The following is an 18,902-nucleotide window of genomic DNA, read 5'->3' as shown; positions in this document are numbered from 1 at the left end:
GTTTGGCCAGAAAAATGAGTCGTTCTCGCTGTTCTAAACTAAGTGGTACAGAAACAATCCGAGGCATGTGTGAACATCTGTTAACTAAAAAAACCTTTTCGCATGATTAGTTATTTTTGTCAACTTATAAATATGTTTAAAAAATGGATGCTTTGCACCCCAGATCAGTTTAGGAAATCTACCTTAAAGCCCTAAATGTGTTTAAATTTAGCCCACAGTATCTCTATAAAGTGATTCAACAATCCGCTAAGATCAAAAAATCCACAAAGAATGATAATGACTCCATTTCGAATGAATAAAAAAACCATTTTAGCGCTGTGTTTATCTGCCGTATTTTTAACGGCTTGTAGTTCCAAAGAACAGCGTGAATTTAAATCTGCACTCAAAACCGCTCAAACGGGCGATGCGACCGCACAAATGAAAGTGGGTGATTTATACCTCAGTGGAACGGGCACAGAACAAAACATCGAACAAAGTGTACATTGGTACAAAGCTGCTGCGGATCAAGGCACTACGGACGCATTCGCATGGTTAATGACTCAAGCCTATCAAGGCAACCCACATGCAGATCAAGTGATTCGAAAGATGCAGCAAGATGGCAATATTTTCCTTGCACACTGGGTGCTAGACCTTGCAAAAAAGACTCATGATCCTGCTGCTGAATATACCGTTGGTTGGATGTACGACACTGGAAAAGGCTTAATTCAAGATAAGCACCAAGCGCAAATTTGGTATGAAAAAGCAGCCAAACAAAAGAATGTCGAAGCGATCAAAGTCTTGGGAAATCAACATTATTTTTCTGAACATCCTTCGTCAACACCCGACAAAGCAGCTGAATATTTAAGCTATGCCGCAGAACAAGGGCAAGATGCTGACGCGGCGATGAAAATGGCACATTATTATCATTATGATATTCGAGATGGTGAAAAAGCGCGACAATGGTATGCCAAAGCAGGTGCATTGGGAGACACCGACTCACAGCATATGGCCGACACCTATGAAACATGGAAAGACACTGGTCCTTTACAACCCAATGAGCCACCGCCATCAAGTAGCACTGAATAGATCAATCAAAAAAGGCTGCATTAAGCAGCCTTTTTTGTATTTCGTTCACAGTTTATTTGACAAAAGTTGTCCAGATATAATCCTGATTTTTTCCTTTTAGGGTCATTTTCAACTGCTCACCTGACTGTAGTGCCGCGACACCTGCAGGCGTACCTGTCATGACCACATCACCCGCTTCAAGACTAAACACTTGGCTAATATCGGCCAGTAATGTACCCACATCAAAAATCAGCAATGCAGTATCACCGTTCTGACGCAGTTCATCATTGACATGCAAGGTGTAATGCACATCTTTCCAATCTTGAACCACTTCTTGGACATCGATCCAATCCGCAAGGATGCAAGAACCATCATAAGCTTTGGCACGTTCCCACGGCTGACCTTTTTTCTTTAAGTCATCTTGTAGATCACGCAAGGTCAGGTCTAGCCCTAAAGTCACAGCTCCGACTGCTTCTAAGGCTTTGCGTGGATCAGTTTCAGCCGATAAAGGACGATCAATACGTAAACTTAATTCGCACTCATAGTGGCAACTGCCCCATGCAGGATTCCATGAGATGCCTTGCTCTAATGCGGTTAATGCACTTGGCGGCTTCATAAAAAGTACAGGACGGTCAGGAATTGCATTGCCTAATTCTTTGGCATGATCTGCATAACTACGACCGACGCAAACAATTTTAGATGGACGTGACTGCATACTACTCCCTCTTTTGTTATGAATAGATTGTCTTAGTGCTGAAAAGTATTGGTAAAAATCGCTTGGTCCGCAGTATTTTTAAATGCACTTTTCGGCACAATAATCACGGTTTTATTTTTCAGTTCAAGCATATAGGTCAATTTGCCTTCAGCAAAATTTGCCACTTCAGCATAATGAAAGACATTCTTACGACCATTGGCATGAATTTCTGCATAGTCTTGAAATAAATCAATACCTTGTTCACTTTTGCCTAATTGGTATTTTACAAACTGGCGTTTAAACATCATCGGTAAAAACCAATAACGCATGATGCCTTGAAGGAGTAAAAAGAAAGCACCCAGACCAACATAGTAGGCACCGACACCATTTACACCTAAGTAAAAACCCCAGATGATAATCCCAAGGCTAATGGCTGGCGTTAAAAAACGCGTAAATTGCTTTTTGCCAAAAGTTGCTAGTGCAAAACCATCCTGTGATTCTTCTAGATTTAAAAAATAGCGCAGCGATAATGCAGGTAGATTTTCAGACATAAGCGTATGAATATTTAAAAATGAATTGCGCTAAATACTACACCACAATTCAAACTTGCTTCATGCTTTTTAATGGTCGGTTGTAACACATCACTACTTCCCTTCCATCTAGAAATACGTTAAAAACAGCAACAAATAAAAGATTGCATACGCAGGATGTGACATGCAGATAACAAAAATAATTATGATGCTAGTGTTTCTGAGTGGACTGAGCATATCGACCAGTTGGGCCAAATTCGTTCAATGGCAACCCCAGATCCCGAGCAGTTTGGACTTATTTAATGGCAATGCCAAAGCCTTGGCAAATCTTGCCGGTGATCACATCGTGATTTTTGCACATCCCTCACAGCAAATTAGTCTACCTACGATGAAAGCAGGTCAAAAAGTCATTGGTAAATTTCAAAGTGCCGCCGTGGTTGTCCCAACCAACAGCAAAAATGTGGCGAGATTACTCAGTAATTATCCAAACTATGCTGGCTTATTTCCCACACTAAAATCTGCTGAGGTTTTGCAACAGCAAGGTTCAACCAGCCAAGTTGAATATCGCATCCACATCCCGACGCCGATTCCAGTTTTAAACTTTAAAGAAACCGTGGTGATGCAGCACCAAATTGATCACAACAGCATTAATAGTTTGGTTCTGCAAGCACCGGTGCCCTTTGGTGCAGGAAAAATTGAATGGTTTGAGATCGATGCACAACACACCTTGATTAGTGTGACCCAATGGGGCGATTTAAATCAGCCCAAAGGTTTTTTGTTTAGCAAAATATTAAATGCCTTACCCGATGCCAAGTTAGGGATTCCTGCGGGAACCAATGGTTTTTTACTCGAATCATTACAGCGCCGATTTAAAGCCTTTAGCAGTGAAACTCTCGCTGCAAATCAATTGCCTGAACTCAAATTAAATGCCTCTCAAATCGACAAGGTCACTCAATTAAGTCAAAGCTCGAAAGAACCTGTGTCCTTTATTTTGACAGCGCAACGCGTTCCCTTTGGGCAAAATTATGAATTGATGCGCTTTAGCACCAGTTTTCAATATTATGCACAAGAGCCTTCGAGCTTACAGCGCTGGATTAATGTGTCTTCGTTCAAGCACTTATTTCCAAGACAAGTTAAACATATGCAAGTGCAGAAAATTAATCCGCACCTCATGGATGCCGACTATAAAATTTCGGTGGGTTTAGGCGTGATCAATATTCCCTTTGATTTTAAAATGCGTTTTAACTACCCAGACTTACTGCAAAATCAATACACCGCGACAGGTGGGGACTTAAAGTTTGTCCGAGGTGCCATGCATATTCGCCCCTTACAACAAGGGTCGTTATTACAATTGACCAGTGCGATGAAGATTGATGACAAAGCACCGTTTTTACTTCGTGCTATGCGCAGTATGCCGTATCACGACATGTTGCCGGCTTTAGGCGGAAATACGGTCTTTGCACTTAAAGTTAAACAGAAGTTAAGTTAGAACCTTGATTGATGAGCTGAATTTATTGTTTTTAGCTATATTTCAGACACAAAAAAACCGCAACATATGCGGTTTTTTCAATCTTGATCAAGTTGGTGCGCTCAGAGAGATTCGAACTCCCGACCCCTTAGTTCGTAGCCAAGTGCTCTATCCAGCTGAGCTATGAGCGCGACGTCTTGATGAGGCTCATTATACGTGATTTTTATTTTTTGTTAAGAGCTTTTTCATATAAATTTAACCAAACGCACAGCAAATAAACAATTACCCTTTAAACACGCTAAAAATCAGCTAGATTTACTTTTTTAATGGCTTTTGCATCACAAGTTTGGAATTTAAACTTAGCAATACTCACGTATAAATGCTCAAGATAGATAATAAATCTATCGCCATCATTGAATCACTGCTTTAACTCACTCAATTCTTTTTTAAACTTTGATTTAAAAAAATTGCATCACTATGAATATCTGAAATAAGCGTTAATCTGTTGAAGAAAGCAAATGGAATAGAACGCTTTATAAAAGCAAAAGACAAAAGACAAAAGACAAAAGACAAAAGACAAAAGACAAAAGACAAAAGACAAAAGACAAAAGACAAAAGACAAAAGACAGGCTGCATCAAAACGATAAATCACAGGCACAAAAAAACCGCAACATGTGCGGTAATTTGTTCAAGTTGGTGCGCTCAGAGAGATTCGAACTCCCGACCCCTTAGTTCGTAGCCAAGTGCTCTATCCAGCTGAGCTATGAGCGCGTAACTTGTGTCGTCTTAAAAGACTACGTTTTCAGATTTACTTATTGGTGCGCTCAGAGAGATTCGAACTCCCGACCCCTTAGTTCGTAGCCAAGTGCTCTATCCAGCTGAGCTATGAGCGCGACATAAGTAAATCGTGGCGGTGAGAGAGGGATTCGAACCCTCGATACAGTTGCCCATATGCATCCTTAGCAGGGATGTGGTTTCAGCCACTCACCCATCTCACCGTAACGTGCCGCCATAATACAAAGATCATGATACGACTGCAAGCACAGTCGTTATATTTTTTTCATTTTTTTACTCAATTAGATATTTTTTAAACGATTTTCAAAAAATTAGTGCAAAATTAGTTCAGCACGCGCTGCTGTCCCCTACTTTTCAGCTTTAAACATTATAAAATATCGGCATAAAACACTTTATTGCAATCAATTGCGTGCAGTATCTGCTTGCATGACTTATGCTAATCCTAATCTTCTGATTTGAAGCCAAATACATATGAAAAACTGGGTCGACCCTGAAGCAAAAGCTGAAGCCGAACGTTATGACAATCCAATTCCAAGCCGTACTCTAATTCAAGAGACGATTGAACAACTGAAAACTGCAATGTCGCATGCCGATCTTGTAGAACATTTTGAAATTGCCGATCAAAAAAGTATTGATGCACTGAGTCATCGTCTGATTGCGATGGTTCGAGATGGTCAGTTGATGAAAGATGGATTTAAGTTCCAGCTTGCAGCTGAGCAACCGACTCATGAAGCAACGGTTTATATCAACTCAAAAGGTTTAGGCACAGCCAATATTAGTGGTGAAGATGACCTTTTACTTCCTGAACGTGAGTTGCGTCAGGTGTTTAATGGTGACCGTGTTAAAGTCCGCCAAACGTCGGTAGACCGTAAAGGCAAGGCATGGGGCTTTATTACTGAAGTTCTACAGCATCGTGTCAAAGAAATTATTGGTAAAGTGTCTGAGTATGAAGGTGAATATTTTATTCAGCCGGCAAATCCCAATGCACACCAACCGATTACTTTAGAAAAAGAATTAATCGAACATGCCAAAGTCAAACTCGGTGACTCTGTGCGTATTGCGATTGACAGCTACCCAACCAAAGAAGAATTTGCGACAGGCCATATTGTTCAGTCGATGGCTGATAAAGCAGACACTGAAATTATTATTCCGCAAACCATTTTAGAGTTTGGTTTACCTTACGAATTCCCTGAAGCGGTACAACAAGAAGCTGACAGCTTTAAAGAACCCTCAGAACAAGACCGTGAAGGTCGTGTCGATTTACGTGATTTAGCGCTTGTCACCATTGATGGTGAAGATGCCCGCGACTTCGATGATGCCGTGTATGCGGAAAAACGTCCAGGTGGTGGTTATCGTGTTGTGGTGGCAATTGCCGATGTCAGCCATTATGTACGTCCGGGTAAACCACTCGATGACGAAGCTCAAGAGCGCGGTACATCGGTGTACTTCCCTCATTTTGTATTGCCGATGTTGCCTGAAGCGCTGTCGAATGGTTTATGTTCTTTGAACCCACACCTAGACCGCTTATGTATGGTCTGTGATTTAAACTTATCTCGCGCGGGTCGTGTTACCAAGTTTGAATTCTATCCGGGTGTGATGCATTCAAAAGCTCGTTTGACCTATACCCAAGTTGCCGAATATTTTGAGGGTAATAGTCAAGCCATTCCTGAAGACCGTGATGTGCGTAAATCGGTCAATACCCTATTCCAATTGTATCAAGTGTTGAAAGGCTTACGTGCTGAACGCCACGCGATGGAATTTGAAACCGTTGAAACTTATATGACTTTTGATGAGCTTGGCGGTATTAATGAAATCTTACCGCGTAGCCGTAATGATGCACATAAGTTAATTGAAGAATGCATGTTGTTGGCAAACGTCGCAGCGGCAGAATATGCATTAAAAAATGAAATTCCGATGCTGTACCGTGTGCATGAGCCACCTGAGTTTTCACGTATTCAAAAGGTTCGTGATTTTGTGAAGTTATTGGGGCTGCCATTCCCTGAACAGCCGACTCAAGCTGACTATCAAGCCGTGATTGATGCCACTAAAGACCGTATTGATGCTCCAAGCATTCATGCCGTTTTACTCCGCTCAATGATGCAAGCTTATTATGGCGCGAACAATGCAGGTCACTTTGGCTTGGCTTATGAAGCGTATACGCATTTCACATCTCCAATCCGTCGTTATCCAGACTTGTTACTTCACCGTGCCATCAAAGCACAATTGAAGAAAAAGCCTTACCCAATTTCTGGTGCTTCGCTGGATGATGCAGGTGAACACTTCTCTGCGACTGAGCGCCGTGCAGATGAAGCTTCTCGTTCTGTCACTACATGGTTGAAGTGCCATTACATGCAGCAGCATTTGGGTGAAGAGTTTGTCGGTACCATCAGTGCAACTGCTGAATTTGGCCTGTTTGTAACGCTCAAAGACTTATATGTTGATGGCATGATCCACGTCAGCCAATTGGGTGATGACTTCTTTGTCTATGACCAACCAAGTCAGAGCTTAATTGGTCAATCTCGCGGTCAAGTTTTCAGTCTCGGCGATGAAGTGAAAATTAAAGTTGCTGGTGTAAATCTAGAAGAGCGCAAAATCGACTTTGAATTGATTCAACAATTGAGCCATGCAGGCCGTGCTATTCGCGCGCGTGCCCCTCGTGTTGCAAAACCCACAGCCAAAGAAGAAGTCTTTTCAGAGCGTAAAACCAACGTTGCTGAAGATGGAGAACAGCCCATACGACGCAAAAAGTCGAAATCTAAGCCCAGTTCATTCGGTAAAAAGCCTGCTAAAAAATCTGCAAGCAAATCTGAAGCGAAGGCTAAAGATAAAGTGAAGAAAAAATCTAAACCGAAAAAGAAAAAATCCAATGCAAAATCATCTGCGGATTAAGGTTTAAATCAAGAGCGCTTCGGCGCTCTTTTTTGATTCTTAAGATCAGTGAAGACTTCGCGCCCTCTGCAGAAGATGAATAATTCCTGATTTAGTCTTGATTTAACCCGCAACAAACCCTACATCTATAAATAACTCAGGATTTATATGAAGTAGAAAATATGACTTTAGAAAAGGCAACTTTGCCTGTTCCACAATTTGACCAAATTACCCTTGCAGACTTAAAACAAAAGATTGAACAGAGCATTGCCCAAGGTCAGGCATTTTTAAAAGAATTAACGGATGTACCCGAATCCGTACAAGCACAACTACAAGTACTCGAACACGTCGATACCCTTGAAAATAACATGAGTGAAGCATGGGGCGTGCTGTCGCATCTGAACGCCGTGATGAATAATGCTGAAACTCGAGAGCTCTACCAATCTTTATTACCCAGCCTGAGTGAGTACTATACGCAGCTAGGTCAACATACAGTGTTGTATCAAACGTATCAGCATGTACATGACAACAGTGTATTCGACACGCTTCCTGCAGCACAGCAAAGCGCGATTAAACTTGCGTTACGAGATTTTAAACTTTCAGGCGTAGCCTTAGAAGGTGAAGCGAAAAAACGCTATGCAGAAATATCTGCACGACTTTCACAGTTATCATCAGACTTTTCCAATCACGTATTGGATGCCACCCAAGCCTACTTCAAACCTTTAACTGAAGCGCAGCTCAAAGGACTACCTCAAGGCAGTATTGAACTTCTGAAACAATATGGTCAGCAACGCGAACTCGAACAGGCTGTAGCCACACTCGACTTCCCGTCTTATATTGCCATTATGACCTATGCAGAAGACCGCGAAGTGCGTGAAGCACTCTATAAAGCCTATACCACACGTGCTTCTGATCAGGCAGACTCTGCTGAATTTGATAATACAGCGGTCATGGAAGAAATCTTGAAACTACGTCAGGAAATGGCTAGCCTGCTTGGTTTTAACAACTATGCCGAATTGTCTTTAGCAAGCAAAATGGCACCCGATGTGGCAACTGTAGATCAGTTCCTGATTGAACTGGCAGAACATGCGCGTGCGCCAGCAGAGAAAGAAATCGCTGAACTGAAAGCCATTGCAGCGCAAGACGGTATCACTGAGTTGCAACCGTGGGATGCCACTTTCTATTCAGAAAAACTCAAAGTTCAACAGTTTAATTTGTCACAAGAAGACCTGAAGCCCTACTTCCCTGCACCTAAAATTATTCAAGGCTTGTTCAGCATTGTAAATCGTCTCTATGGCATCAATGTAATCGAGCGTGAAGCGCCTGTTTGGCATCCCGATGCACGTTACTTTGAACTTGAAGATCAAGGCAGCGTGATTGGCGGTTTTTACTTTGACCTGTATGCACGAAGCGGTAAACGTGGCGGCGCATGGATGAGCGGCTTCCGTTCACGCATGCAAACTGAAAATGGTCTGCAAAAACCAATTTGCTACATGGTCTGCAACTTTACCCCACCTGTCGGTGAGCAAGCTGCTTTACTTACCCATGATGAAGTAACGACGTTGTTCCACGAATTTGGTCATGGCTTACATCACATGCTCACTGAAGTCGATAATATTGCTGTGGCTGGTACCCATGGCGTGGCGTGGGATGCAGTAGAGCTACCAAGTCAATTCATGGAATTTTGGACTTGGGATCAAGAAAGTTTAGATTTACTCAGTGAACATATCGAATCAAAACAAACTTTACCAGCCGATCTGCTAAAAGCACTGCAAGATGCACGTTTCTTCCAGTCTGGGATGCAAACTTTACGTCAAATTGAATTTGCCATGTTTGACTTAAATATCCATAAGGCCAACCCTGCTTTGGACGCTGCAGGCATCCAACAAACCTTAGATGATATTCGTCAAAAATATGCAGTTGCACCCACTACTTCGTACAACCGTTTCCAACATGGTTTCAGTCATATCTTTGCAGGTGGTTACGCTGCTGGTTATTATTCATACAAATGGGCAGAGGTTTTGGCAAGTGATGCCTTCGACCGATTCGAAAATGAAGGAATTTTTAATACTTCGACTGGCAAGTCGTTTAGACAATTTATTCTAGCAGTTGGCGGAAAAGATACGGCACTTGACGCATTTATCAATTTCCGCGGACGCGAGCCAAAAATAGATGCTTTGCTGCGTCATCAAGGTTGGACGAACGCATCTAAAAACGCTTAAACTAGGGACCTTAGTTAGATTCAAGGTAAGTATGATGACCATTAAACGACGCTTCATTGCAGGTGCAAAATGTCCAAAATGCCAAGCGATGGACCGGGTTGTCATGCTGACCTCTGGCGAAGACGAATGGATCGAATGCATTGATTGTGGTTACAGTGAAAATCGACCGACTCATGTCGATCAACCTGAACAACCTGCCGTGCCAGACGATATCGGTGTGATCCAATTTAAGCCACGTCAGCCTAAATAAAAATTAAGGTCACATAATGCTAGTAGATCAAAGAAATAATCCAAAACTGTTAGTTGGAATCATTGGGGGCTTAACGTTATTGATTGCTATCTTTTTTGCATATCAATGGTTAAGCAGCAGTACAGCTGATAAATCTGTACTTCAAGAAGAAATGGTCGCTGCACCGGCTAAACCGCCTGTTGCAGTCCCTGTCCAATCTGAAACTGAAGCATCAGTCCCTACCGCAGAGACTGACACCATTAAATTGGTCGAAGAAGACATTTTAGATGCAGCTGTGCCTGAAAATGCCTCTTTAGCCAAAGAAGAAATTGCCAAATTAGATGACATTCAACAGCAATTGAATGATCAGGAACAAAGCTTAAAACAGCAGCATTCAGATGCAGATGAGCTGATTAAACTGAAAGAAGAACAAATTAAATTACTCGAAGCCCAGTTAGCACAACAAGCAAAATAACCGACTTCTGCTACACCCTGCGTACTTATAGGCTAGAATATCATCAGATTTTTTAGCCTTTTTGTTATGTCCACTACTACACCACAAAATATCCCCAAAGCAATTGGCTTTCTCATGCTATCAGCGCTGCTTTTTTCCATTATGGGGGTTTGTATACGCTACGCATCCCACACAGTAGATAATGCCACCATCGTATTTTTTCGCAATGCGGTTGGCTTATTGATCTTTCTACCTTTGATCCTACAAAAGGGCAGCACATTTTTTAGAACTGAAAAATTGTGGATGCATACATGGCGTTCAATTGTAGGCTTGGTGGCAATGTATGGCTTTTTTTATGCCATTGCCCACTTAAAACTCTCCAATGCCATGGTCTTCACCTATTCCTCGCCGATCTTCATCCCCTTAATTGCATGGTTATTTTTAAAAGAAAAAATGACCCTGAGTATGCTCATTGCCGCAGTCATTGGTTTGATTGGCGTCCTCTTCGTCGCAAAGCCCGATGCAGGAATGTTCAATCAGTTATCACTCATCGGACTAACCGCAAGCTTCTTGGCAGCCATGGCATTTGTCACTGTCCGTGCCCTTACAGCAACTGAACCACCTGAACGCATCGTGTTTTATTTCTGCTTTTTTGGCACACTCATTTCCATGATCCCGATGTTCTGGCTTTGGCGTCCTTATAGTTTCAAGGAGTTTGCTTTTCTGATTACAGCGGGGCTTTTGGCCAATATCAGTCAAATTTTTATGTCCAATGCCTATAAGCTTGCACCCGCAGGTCAAATTGGCCCCGTGAACTATATCGCGATTATTTTTGCGGGTATTTGGGGCTTTGCACTGTGGCAAGAATTGCCAGATATTTACAGCCTATTCGGTTTTGCTTTTATATTTTTAGCGATTTTGCTCTGTAGTCCAATCCTACAAAATAAGTTTAAAAAGTCATAAAGATTCAAACCATTTACCATCAAATGCACAGCCCCTTATTCAATAAAAAAGCACCCGAAGGTGCTTTTTTAATGCTTCAAAATTAATTTATTGATACCAACCAAACAGCTTAAAGAAATACGGCAGATACGCAATAATCAACATTGCAGGGAACAGCACAATCAGCGGCAAAATCCAACGTTCATAACGGTAATAAAACGACAAGTGACGAACTTCAGCATCCGCTTCATTGACTTCAGCATCCCCTATCGACTGTCGGGCCAAGAGGTGGTTCAATGCAACTGGAGGCGTAACATAACCTAGCTCAAAACCAATGAGTGTAATCATCCAAAAATGCACAGGATGAATACCGTATTGATAGGCTACAGGAGCAATAGTTGCAGAAATTAAAATGACTGCGCCAAACGGATCCATAATCATACCCACAAAGACCATCAATCCGACAATCAATGTGATAACCAAAAAAGTACTGCTGATATCAGTTGGGAATAAACTCATGACTTCAGTACGCTCTAGCAATCCACCAACGCTTACCGAAAGCGCCATCAAAATAACCAAAGCACCGATATGTCCAACGGTTTCACTGGTCGAAATATGCATCGACTTCCAAAAACCAACTTGACGTAGAATCTGCATAGAGCTGGATTGAGCCACTGTATGATTCGCAGCCTGCCCATCATCTGTGCTATTACCATGTAATCCTTCACGGTATTCTGCATGTGCAACCTGTGCGCCGGCTAAAGCAGGTTCAGCATTCGCACTATAATTTGCTGTTAGTGTTTCATCCCAATGCCCAACTGCTGACAATGGTGCTGGCTGATGACGTAATTTATCCACTAAAACGATCATCAGCAGAATAACAGGCATCATGACTGGTGCAGTAAATTCATTTAAATCTGTATTCAATAAATATTTATAGAACATCCAAATCAGCACGAAAATCACAATATAAGGAATAACGGCTAAGAAGGCACGTCCTGACTGCGGCGCTGCCACATTGGCTTGAGCAATACGGAACTTATGTTCTGCAAAAAATAACGACACAATTAAAAACATCGTAGATGTCAGCAAGAACGTATAAATACCATATTGATAAAGCAGATCCGTGGTCACTTCTTTATTTAGCGATGCAACAACCACAATCAATAAGCATGGACGTAAAACCACCCCAAGCGAACCGGACATTGCTGTTGCAGCCAAGGCAAATTGACGGCGTCCGCCAGCGTTCCACACTTCCTTATAAATAATCGCGCCTGCCGCAATGACAAAGATCCCCGATGCTCCAGTATAGGCTGTAGGCAATGCTGCTGCGATTAAAATCAGCCATGTTAAAGTCTCAGGAGCTAAGTTCCATGGGCGTAAAATATTCAAGAATAAATCTACGACACGGGTTTGCTTCAACAACATACCCGCCCAAATGAATAACGCTAGATTCAGGAAAATACTTGAAAACTCGACCAATTGCCCTAAATAGATGCCTTGCCCCATCGGGTAGTCCATAAAGAAGATAAAGGCGATACCTGTAATCAACGCCATATACGCATATAAAGGCACGCTTAGGAACGCGAAACTAAGACTACCGCCCTCTTTGGCATCTTTTGGCGGACTAAACAATTGCAAAACACTGATCAATGTCAGGATTGAGAACAGCGTCATCCACATCCAATAAATCAGTTCAGTTTCGGTGGTCATTGGAACTCCCGAATTTTTCACTGAATTGAATTGGCTGATACTTGAGTAGGTTAACAGTCCATTACCGAAGCTCATCATCAGGCTATAAACACGATAATCCTTCTTGGTTGCAGGACCGCGTAGACCAATATGATGAATTTTCAATGTCGCACTAATCGCAGCTATAACCACCATAAAAATCAACAAAATGGCGCGATTTTCAGTACCAAATTTAAAGATACCGAAGAAGCTTGTTTCAAAATTACGATAGGCGCGAATACTCGGATGCTTCTCCATATGTTGCATGGCTTTATCATAAAATTGATACTTTTCTTCACACTGCTGCACACTCGCTAAAATAGACGAACGAACGTCATTCTCAGATGCCGTACCAAAAAAATCAGCAAACTCATCTGCTGCATTGGCTTGCATTTGAGTTTTCACCAACGCATCGACATTCGGGTTACGGTCACATTCAGGCTTGGTCGGTTCTGCACGTAAAAATGAATACTGCATCCCAATGCTTTCATTACCATACAAACGCTCACCAGTACGCAGAAGCTGACCATGAATCATCTCCCCTGTACCGATAATCAATGTAAGCAGAAGCAAGATCAACACGACTAGAGTCGAAATCCATTCTGTCCAGACATACCTTAACAGCCCGACGATGCCGGATCTGTTTTGTGCATCATTTTGCATGAGTCTTCCTATTTTTTATTTTGGAGCCTAGCGGAGCCAAGCATCCTTTTCCTTAGCGGCTCGAGAAGATCCTTTCCCTGACCTAACTGTTTTATTATTACGTTTAAATTTGCATCAATATTCAAAACATTAAAATGACAATATGTATTTTCTTTTCGGTTTTTTTTGTCAACCCAATCACCTAAAGTGAGCTAACGATCCCAGAAATAATTGCCAACAAGATAGAACAAGGCGATGATAATGCCCCAAATCACCCCCAATAAATGTGCTTCGACTAAAATGGGGCTTCCAATTAATTCAGCCGTTCCCGTATTGCCCACGGTATTTTCCCACACCAATTTTGCCAAAATCAGCAACAATACAAAGGCTGCAAAATTTCGCTCCCGTCGATACATCAAATGCACACAAGCGACCGCGACATAGGCACCATGTAAGACACCAGATAATCCGGCATAGGCTTCAATATCGGGTAAGAAAAAATAGAAACTTAGACTGATTAAAGGGGATAAAATCAATAAGATGGCAACAAAGTGCCATATTGAAACTCTTGGAAAAATAAACGGTAAGCAGATAAAGGCCAACATATTTAAAGCAAAATGAATCCAACCAACATGAACCCAATGGGCCGTCCATAAGCGCCAAAAGTCATGAAATAAATCATCTTGCCAGTAGATAAAATAGTCTTTAAATACCTGTAGCGAGGCACAGATCGAAACGAATACGGCAAGAAAGACAATTTTCGGAATTAAAAATTGTGTTTTCATTTTCGCTCCTCCTGTACCTCACATTTGGACTACATGCTTTATTAATTTGTTGCAGCACCACTGGTTTCAGCATCGCCACTAAACAAATCATCGAGTTCTGAACTATTGGCACTTTCATCCCAGAAATGTTCCATACCATCATCACCGGTACGAACGCCTGTATGTTCAGTCCAATAACGATCTGAAATCCCTTTCACCATGCTTTCAGCCATACTATCGATGAGCTTAAATTGCGGGTTAACAGGTTTTTCATCACTACGCGCTTGTGCAAAGGTACGTAGTGCATCACGGATTTTCGCATCATCGCCACTGGCTTGTGCAGCTACCGCATATAACGCATGAGACAGTCTCACGCCTTTTTGCTCACCAATTTGCGCGGATTGTTTTAAGGTTTGGTATGGATCAGGTTTTCCATCTCCAGCACCCGGCAATAACGTCCAGATCACAGCGCGGGTTGCATTTGGTGCGCCCCAGAATTTTTCATTATTCAGACACACCATACCGCGTTCAACAATCGCAGCAATGTCTTTCGGAACGTTTACCGCCCCACCTGAGTTAATATCATTGGTCATGGCCTGTAAGCCACTTAACATTCCCAACATATACACTGTTTGGTCAATGTCGCTGTTCATTTTTGGACAGCCTTCACCTAGACTTTTCTTATACTTCTTTTCAAAACGATCTTGAAATAATTGATAGCCGGTATATTGACGCTGTGCAGCAAGTGCCGCCCAACGCTTTTGCTCAACACGAGCATCCTGTGCTTCGGATACTTGGTTAGCTTTAGATGCACGTAAATAGCGTAACTCTGCGTCCAAGGCTTTTTGTTCTGCACAAATCCCTGCTGCTGAATACATCAACACAGCCACACGTGTTGGGTCTGCGCCCATATCTTTGGTGGCCATAATGGCTGGAGTTAATGAATTACCTGAATTACACACCATTTCAGCATCTCCCATGGCTAAAATTGGTGGCACAATATGTTTTTCGGTAAATCCGAGTGCAACATTAGCACCGGTTTTTACAACCTGCGAACAACCCGCGAATAATGTACTTGTTATTGCTACAACTGCCACACCCTGGCATATTTTTTGGACGCTCGACATTTTCCTGTCCTCTATAATTGTGTTTATGTCCATCACGACAAACATATCAGAAGCAAAAAATGAATAAAAGAGTATTTGCTCTAATTTGAACGACACACTGTGCCACGAATCAAGCTGAATGCAATTGACTGATTTTTTACAAAGACTAAATTTTAGGCAAAAAAAAGTAGCATAGCGACGGTTCGGCACATGCTACTTATTAACTGTGAAAGCGTTTGACTGCTTATTTTTGAGTTAACTGTTCCTTCAGCACTGTTCCCAGTCGTCCTATAACAATTGCTAACACAATCGCTATTACCAGAAACATCCAAGTTGGCATCATCATGATGATTTCCTTTAACGGCTGTTGGTAAGGCTAATATATAGGCAGAGAATCAACACACAGCTTAAAATTGTCAGACAATTTAAATATTTTGCCAATAAATTTCAATCCTGTCAGACAAGATTATTTTACCCACAATATAAGATAATGAAATATTTGCATTTTATTGAATTTTAAAAATAAAGGCTGTCTAACAATTAGATCATTTTGGCCAATACTTTGAGTGATTTCCACTGTTTCAATGACAATTGATCGCGCCAAATAATCACTGGTTTTGCACGTGCATGCATAAAATACACCACAATATACATTTGATGATCCAAAATATGGCTTATTTGAACACGTTGTACTGGGCGGTTGAGTCGTTGCAAAGACCAATCAGTTCCATCCAAATAATCTAGACTGGTGACGTGTAAATGCTTACGGAAAAACAGAACATAAACCACCAGTCCAATGAGGAAAAATATCCCCCAAAGCATGGGTGTTAGTAACTGATAAAGCAGCGTCATCAATACCGCAAAAATAAAAAACTGAAACGCATGCGATAAAAAACTGCGTTTCAGTTTGAATTGCCGATTATCCATGAACGTAATGTTTTAATTTTTGAATAAACGTTTTTAATTCAGGACGTGGCGGTTCACTAACTTCCATAAACCAATCCAACAAATCTGGATCTTCTGCAGCAACGAGTTCTGCAAACATGTCTTTTTCAGCTGCATCGGCTTGTAAATAGTAATTTTTGACGTAGGGATCAAAATAAACATCAATCTCTTTTAAACCACGACGTGCACGGTAGATCACTTTACGCTCTTCTAAGCTGATTTCATCAGTCATTGTCTTCCCCAATCGTTGAACACGTCTAGTGTAACTCATCCACCCCATTGAAGTGGAGTGTTTTCACAGATTGACCGAATGCTTCATCGCATTTCCTGCTTTTGAATGTTCTGCGCATTGCAGTCACTCGCTGCATCTTATAAGTTGAGACAAAGCCATAAAAATGAATAGGATATTCAAAATGCTATCTGGAGCGATTCGCCCACTCAACAACATGCTGCCACGTCAATTATTTAATGCAGAACATGATGCATTTCGTGAAACAGTACGAAAATTTTATGAAAAAGAAGTTGTGCCCAATATCGAAAAGTATGAAAAACAACAACATGTAGACCGTGACTTATGGAATAAAGCCGGTGCCATGGGCTTGCTTTGCCCGACCATGCCCGAAGCTTATGGCGGCTATGGTGTAGACCGACTCTATAGCATGATTCTGATTGAAGAGCAGGCCTATGCTATGGACTCCTCTACCGGCTTTTCACTGCACTCCGACATCGTGGCCAATTACATTCATAACTTTGGCAATGAAGAACAAAAGTTGCATTGGCTGCCGAAAATGGCATCTGGCGAAACCGTGACTGCCATTGCAATGACCGAACCGGGCACAGGTTCAGACCTACAAGCCGTACGCACAACCGCTACAGAAGATGGTGATGACTATATTATTAATGGGTCAAAAATCTTTATCACCAATGGCTATTTATGTGACATGGCAATTGTGGTCTGCAAGACAGGCAATAGTGAAAAAGGTTCAGCCAATTTATCGCTAATTATCGTCGAAGCAGATCGCGTCGGTTTTAGTAAAGGCAAACCTTTAAACAAAATTGGCATGAAAGGTCAGGATACCTGTGAACTGTTCTTTGATAATGTCCGCGTCCCTAAAAGTAACTTACTCGGCATGCAAGGTATGGGCTTTATGATGCTGATGAAGGAATTGGCTTGGGAGCGCATGTTGGTTGCGATTATTTGCCAAGCAGGTGCAGAAGCAGCCTTTGCGCACACTGTTCAATACACCAAAGAACGTAAGGCATTTGGCAAGACCGTATCAAGTTTCCAAAACACACGTTTTAAATTGGCAGAACTACGTACTGAAATCGATTTTTGTCGAGCTTATCTAGATCGCTGTATGGAACTACAACTTGAGGAACAGCTCGGTATTGACGCTGCAGCCGCTGCTAAATACAAAATTTCAGAAATGTTTTCCAAAGTCGTGGATGAATGTCTGCAGTTGCATGGTGGCTATGGCTATATGCTTGAATATCCAATTGCACGGGCTTATATTGACAATCGAGCCAATCGTATTTATGCCGGTACCAATGAAATTATGAAAGAGCTGATTTCCCGCTCTTTATAACAAAAAAGCCCATCAGATGATGGGCTTTTTTCATTCTTTCGATATCAACTTAAATCATTCACAAAATCACAGATTAATGCAGCGACCAATGCGGGTTGCTCTTTGTGCGGCATGTGATGAAGCCCTTCCAAAATCTCTAGCTCTGCATCAGCTTTTATACCCGAAAAAAGTTTCTGAGCTTGTGCTGTCGTCCCGTATTCATCCAGTTCTCCGTGAATAACCAAGCTTGGACACTGTACATTTCCAACATAATGCTCAAGGTTCCATTGACGAAAACTCGGTGAGAGCCATGTTTCTGTCCAAGCATCCAAAACCCATTGGGCTTTATCCCCATGGTATTTAGCCAAGCGTTCAAGCTGTCCCGGCTGCGCAAACGCTGTTTTGGCTTCACGTATACCCGATAATGTCAGTACTTCCACTTCATACTGTGCGGCTATGGTAATCAGACCATGACATTGTTCAGTATATTCACTGGCAATCACAACAGACATTCCCCCACCGACACTATGCCCCATCACAATAAACTGTTGAATGGAATAATGTTGAAGAAGCGCCTTAAAGCCCTGCTGTGCTTCGGCATAGACAAAATCAGTACTTAATACATCAGGATTTGCTGACGAACGACCAAAACCCAACCGATCATAAGCAATGACCTTTCTGCCAGACGCAGAAGCCAATTGCGCAGGAAAATCACGCCACAAATCCACACTTCCTAGTGAATCATGCATTAATATAATCGGAGCCAAAGTTGCATCTTTATCTGTAGTTTCTGGCTGCCAAACTTGGGTATATAGCTCATAAGCATTTAATTCTATAAATTCTGAATGTTCTTGAATATTCACATTAACCCTGTGTGCTTTTCCTTATTTTCAACATGATATA

General features: G+C 41.8%; 16 protein-coding genes, 4 tRNA genes and 1 pseudogene. 8 read left to right on the top strand and 13 right to left on the bottom strand.

The window, feature by feature from the left end:
• Positions 1-67 (bottom strand): annotated as a pseudogene (locus FTU65_RS16440) (helix-turn-helix domain-containing protein); the annotation flags it as partial.
• A 209-nt stretch (positions 68-276) separates the two neighbouring features.
• Between FTU65_RS16440 and FTU65_RS01290 the strand changes: the two are divergent.
• Entirely contained in the window at positions 277-1,065 is a 789-nt protein-coding gene (locus FTU65_RS01290; protein ID WP_180010536.1) for a tetratricopeptide repeat protein, read from the top strand.
• Between the two features lie 52 nt (positions 1,066-1,117).
• Here FTU65_RS01290 and FTU65_RS01285 read toward each other — a convergent pair whose 3' ends face one another.
• Both FTU65_RS01285 and FTU65_RS01280 read right to left on the bottom strand, forming a co-directional pair.
• Positions 1,118-1,783 carry a fumarylacetoacetate hydrolase family protein gene (locus tag FTU65_RS01285; protein ID WP_368856482.1) on the bottom strand — a complete coding sequence of 222 codons (666 nt, stop codon included), beginning with the start codon at positions 1,781-1,783 and terminating at the stop codon, positions 1,118-1,120.
• A gap of 8 nt (positions 1,784-1,791) precedes the next feature.
• Entirely contained in the window at positions 1,792-2,289 is a 498-nt protein-coding gene (locus FTU65_RS01280) for a YcxB family protein (RefSeq protein ID WP_111885932.1), read from the bottom strand.
• A gap of 184 nt (positions 2,290-2,473) precedes the next feature.
• On the opposite strand from FTU65_RS01280, the gene FTU65_RS01275 reads away from it, so the two are divergent.
• Complete coding sequence (locus tag FTU65_RS01275) at positions 2,474-3,757, top strand: SRPBCC family protein (protein WP_257222547.1); 1,284 nt, start codon at positions 2,474-2,476, stop codon at positions 3,755-3,757.
• A gap of 93 nt (positions 3,758-3,850) precedes the next feature.
• Here FTU65_RS01275 and FTU65_RS01270 read toward each other — a convergent pair.
• The 4 genes from FTU65_RS01270 to FTU65_RS01255 form a co-directional block, all read right to left on the bottom strand.
• Positions 3,851-3,927: transfer RNA gene (locus FTU65_RS01270), tRNA-Arg, on the bottom strand.
• 503 nt (positions 3,928-4,430) lie between these two features.
• Positions 4,431-4,507 (bottom strand) — tRNA-Arg (locus tag FTU65_RS01265).
• Positions 4,508-4,552: 45 nt separating this feature from the next.
• A tRNA-Arg gene (locus tag FTU65_RS01260) sits at positions 4,553-4,629 on the bottom strand.
• A 15-nt stretch (positions 4,630-4,644) separates the two neighbouring features.
• A tRNA-Ser gene (locus FTU65_RS01255) sits at positions 4,645-4,734 on the bottom strand.
• 268 nt (positions 4,735-5,002) lie between these two features.
• Between FTU65_RS01255 and rnr the strand changes: the two genes are divergently transcribed.
• From rnr to FTU65_RS01230, 5 genes are all read left to right on the top strand, one after another.
• Entirely contained in the window at positions 5,003-7,420 is a 2,418-nt protein-coding gene (gene rnr / locus FTU65_RS01250) for a ribonuclease R (RefSeq protein ID WP_180064809.1), read from the top strand.
• A 161-nt stretch (positions 7,421-7,581) separates the two neighbouring features.
• A complete protein-coding gene (locus tag FTU65_RS01245) occupies positions 7,582-9,621 on the top strand; it encodes a M3 family metallopeptidase (protein ID WP_180064810.1) in 2,040 nt (679 codons plus the stop codon).
• A 40-nt stretch (positions 9,622-9,661) separates the two neighbouring features.
• Positions 9,662-9,871, top strand: a complete 210-nt coding sequence (locus FTU65_RS01240) for a YheV family putative zinc ribbon protein (RefSeq protein ID WP_171256675.1) — start codon at positions 9,662-9,664, stop codon at positions 9,869-9,871.
• A 16-nt stretch (positions 9,872-9,887) separates the two neighbouring features.
• On the top strand, positions 9,888-10,325 hold the full coding sequence (locus tag FTU65_RS01235; RefSeq protein ID WP_111885422.1) for a hypothetical protein: 438 nt from the start codon (positions 9,888-9,890) through the stop codon (positions 10,323-10,325).
• 66 nt (positions 10,326-10,391) lie between these two features.
• Positions 10,392-11,267 (top strand): DMT family transporter, encoded by an 876-nt coding sequence (locus tag FTU65_RS01230; protein ID WP_180064811.1) that lies wholly within the window; start codon positions 10,392-10,394, stop codon positions 11,265-11,267.
• A gap of 87 nt (positions 11,268-11,354) precedes the next feature.
• On the opposite strand, the gene FTU65_RS01225 is transcribed toward FTU65_RS01230, so the two are convergent.
• From FTU65_RS01225 to FTU65_RS01205, 5 genes are all read right to left on the bottom strand, one after another.
• Positions 11,355-13,640 carry a TRAP transporter large permease subunit gene (locus FTU65_RS01225; RefSeq protein ID WP_180003463.1) on the bottom strand — a complete coding sequence of 762 codons (2,286 nt, stop codon included), beginning with the start codon at positions 13,638-13,640 and terminating at the stop codon, positions 11,355-11,357.
• A gap of 191 nt (positions 13,641-13,831) precedes the next feature.
• Positions 13,832-14,404 (bottom strand): rhombosortase, encoded by a 573-nt coding sequence (rrtA, locus tag FTU65_RS01220; RefSeq protein WP_180064812.1) that lies wholly within the window; start codon positions 14,402-14,404, stop codon positions 13,832-13,834.
• A gap of 41 nt (positions 14,405-14,445) precedes the next feature.
• Positions 14,446-15,510: a hypothetical protein gene (locus FTU65_RS01215; RefSeq protein ID WP_180064813.1), complete on the bottom strand. Its 1,065-nt coding sequence runs from the start codon at positions 15,508-15,510 to the stop codon at positions 14,446-14,448.
• A gap of 519 nt (positions 15,511-16,029) precedes the next feature.
• Positions 16,030-16,416: a hypothetical protein gene (locus FTU65_RS01210; RefSeq protein ID WP_078189263.1), complete on the bottom strand. Its 387-nt coding sequence runs from the start codon at positions 16,414-16,416 to the stop codon at positions 16,030-16,032.
• Positions 16,409-16,666, bottom strand: a complete 258-nt coding sequence (locus tag FTU65_RS01205) for a succinate dehydrogenase assembly factor 2 (protein WP_078189264.1) — start codon at positions 16,664-16,666, stop codon at positions 16,409-16,411. Before FTU65_RS01205 ends, FTU65_RS01210 begins: the two co-directional genes overlap by 8 nt.
• 181 nt (positions 16,667-16,847) lie before the next feature.
• Between FTU65_RS01205 and FTU65_RS01200 the strand changes: the two genes are divergently transcribed.
• A complete protein-coding gene (locus tag FTU65_RS01200; protein WP_180064814.1) occupies positions 16,848-18,020 on the top strand; it encodes an acyl-CoA dehydrogenase family protein in 1,173 nt (390 codons plus the stop codon).
• Between the two features lie 44 nt (positions 18,021-18,064).
• Here FTU65_RS01200 and FTU65_RS01195 read toward each other — a convergent pair whose 3' ends face one another.
• The gene (locus FTU65_RS01195; RefSeq protein WP_373683435.1) at positions 18,065-18,862 is read right to left on the bottom strand and encodes an alpha/beta fold hydrolase; all 798 of its coding nucleotides are present in this window, start codon (positions 18,860-18,862) and stop codon (positions 18,065-18,067) included.
• Positions 18,863-18,902 lie beyond the last annotated feature (40 nt).

Origin of the sequence: Acinetobacter sp. YH12129, from assembly GCF_013418685.1 — a bacterium.
Lineage (GTDB): Bacteria > Pseudomonadota > Gammaproteobacteria > Pseudomonadales > Moraxellaceae > Acinetobacter > Acinetobacter amyesii.
Note: the sequence above shows the minus strand (reverse complement) of the source record. Positions and strands in the feature narration are given on the sequence as shown.

What these genes read in the sequence shown, in the direction of transcription:
- FTU65_RS01290 (WP_180010536.1), top strand. Translation starts at nt 277, where the DNA reads ATGACTCCATTTCGAATGAATAAAAAAACCATTTTAGCGCTGTGTTTA.
- FTU65_RS01280 (WP_111885932.1), bottom strand. Translation starts at nt 2,289, where the DNA reads ATGTCTGAAAATCTACCTGCATTATCGCTGCGCTATTTTTTAAATCTA.
- FTU65_RS01275 (WP_257222547.1), top strand. Translation starts at nt 2,474, where the DNA reads ATGATGCTAGTGTTTCTGAGTGGACTGAGCATATCGACCAGTTGGGCC.
- rnr (WP_180064809.1), top strand. Translation starts at nt 5,003, where the DNA reads ATGAAAAACTGGGTCGACCCTGAAGCAAAAGCTGAAGCCGAACGTTAT.
- FTU65_RS01245 (WP_180064810.1), top strand. Translation starts at nt 7,582, where the DNA reads ATGACTTTAGAAAAGGCAACTTTGCCTGTTCCACAATTTGACCAAATT.
- FTU65_RS01235 (WP_111885422.1), top strand. Translation starts at nt 9,888, where the DNA reads ATGCTAGTAGATCAAAGAAATAATCCAAAACTGTTAGTTGGAATCATT.
- FTU65_RS01230 (WP_180064811.1), top strand. Translation starts at nt 10,392, where the DNA reads ATGTCCACTACTACACCACAAAATATCCCCAAAGCAATTGGCTTTCTC.
- FTU65_RS01225 (WP_180003463.1), bottom strand. Translation starts at nt 13,640, where the DNA reads ATGCAAAATGATGCACAAAACAGATCCGGCATCGTCGGGCTGTTAAGG.
- rrtA (WP_180064812.1), bottom strand. Translation starts at nt 14,404, where the DNA reads ATGAAAACACAATTTTTAATTCCGAAAATTGTCTTTCTTGCCGTATTC.
- FTU65_RS01215 (WP_180064813.1), bottom strand. Translation starts at nt 15,510, where the DNA reads ATGTCGAGCGTCCAAAAAATATGCCAGGGTGTGGCAGTTGTAGCAATA.
- FTU65_RS01210 (WP_078189263.1), bottom strand. Translation starts at nt 16,416, where the DNA reads ATGGATAATCGGCAATTCAAACTGAAACGCAGTTTTTTATCGCATGCG.
- FTU65_RS01205 (WP_078189264.1), bottom strand. Translation starts at nt 16,666, where the DNA reads ATGACTGATGAAATCAGCTTAGAAGAGCGTAAAGTGATCTACCGTGCA.
- FTU65_RS01200 (WP_180064814.1), top strand. Translation starts at nt 16,848, where the DNA reads ATGCTATCTGGAGCGATTCGCCCACTCAACAACATGCTGCCACGTCAA.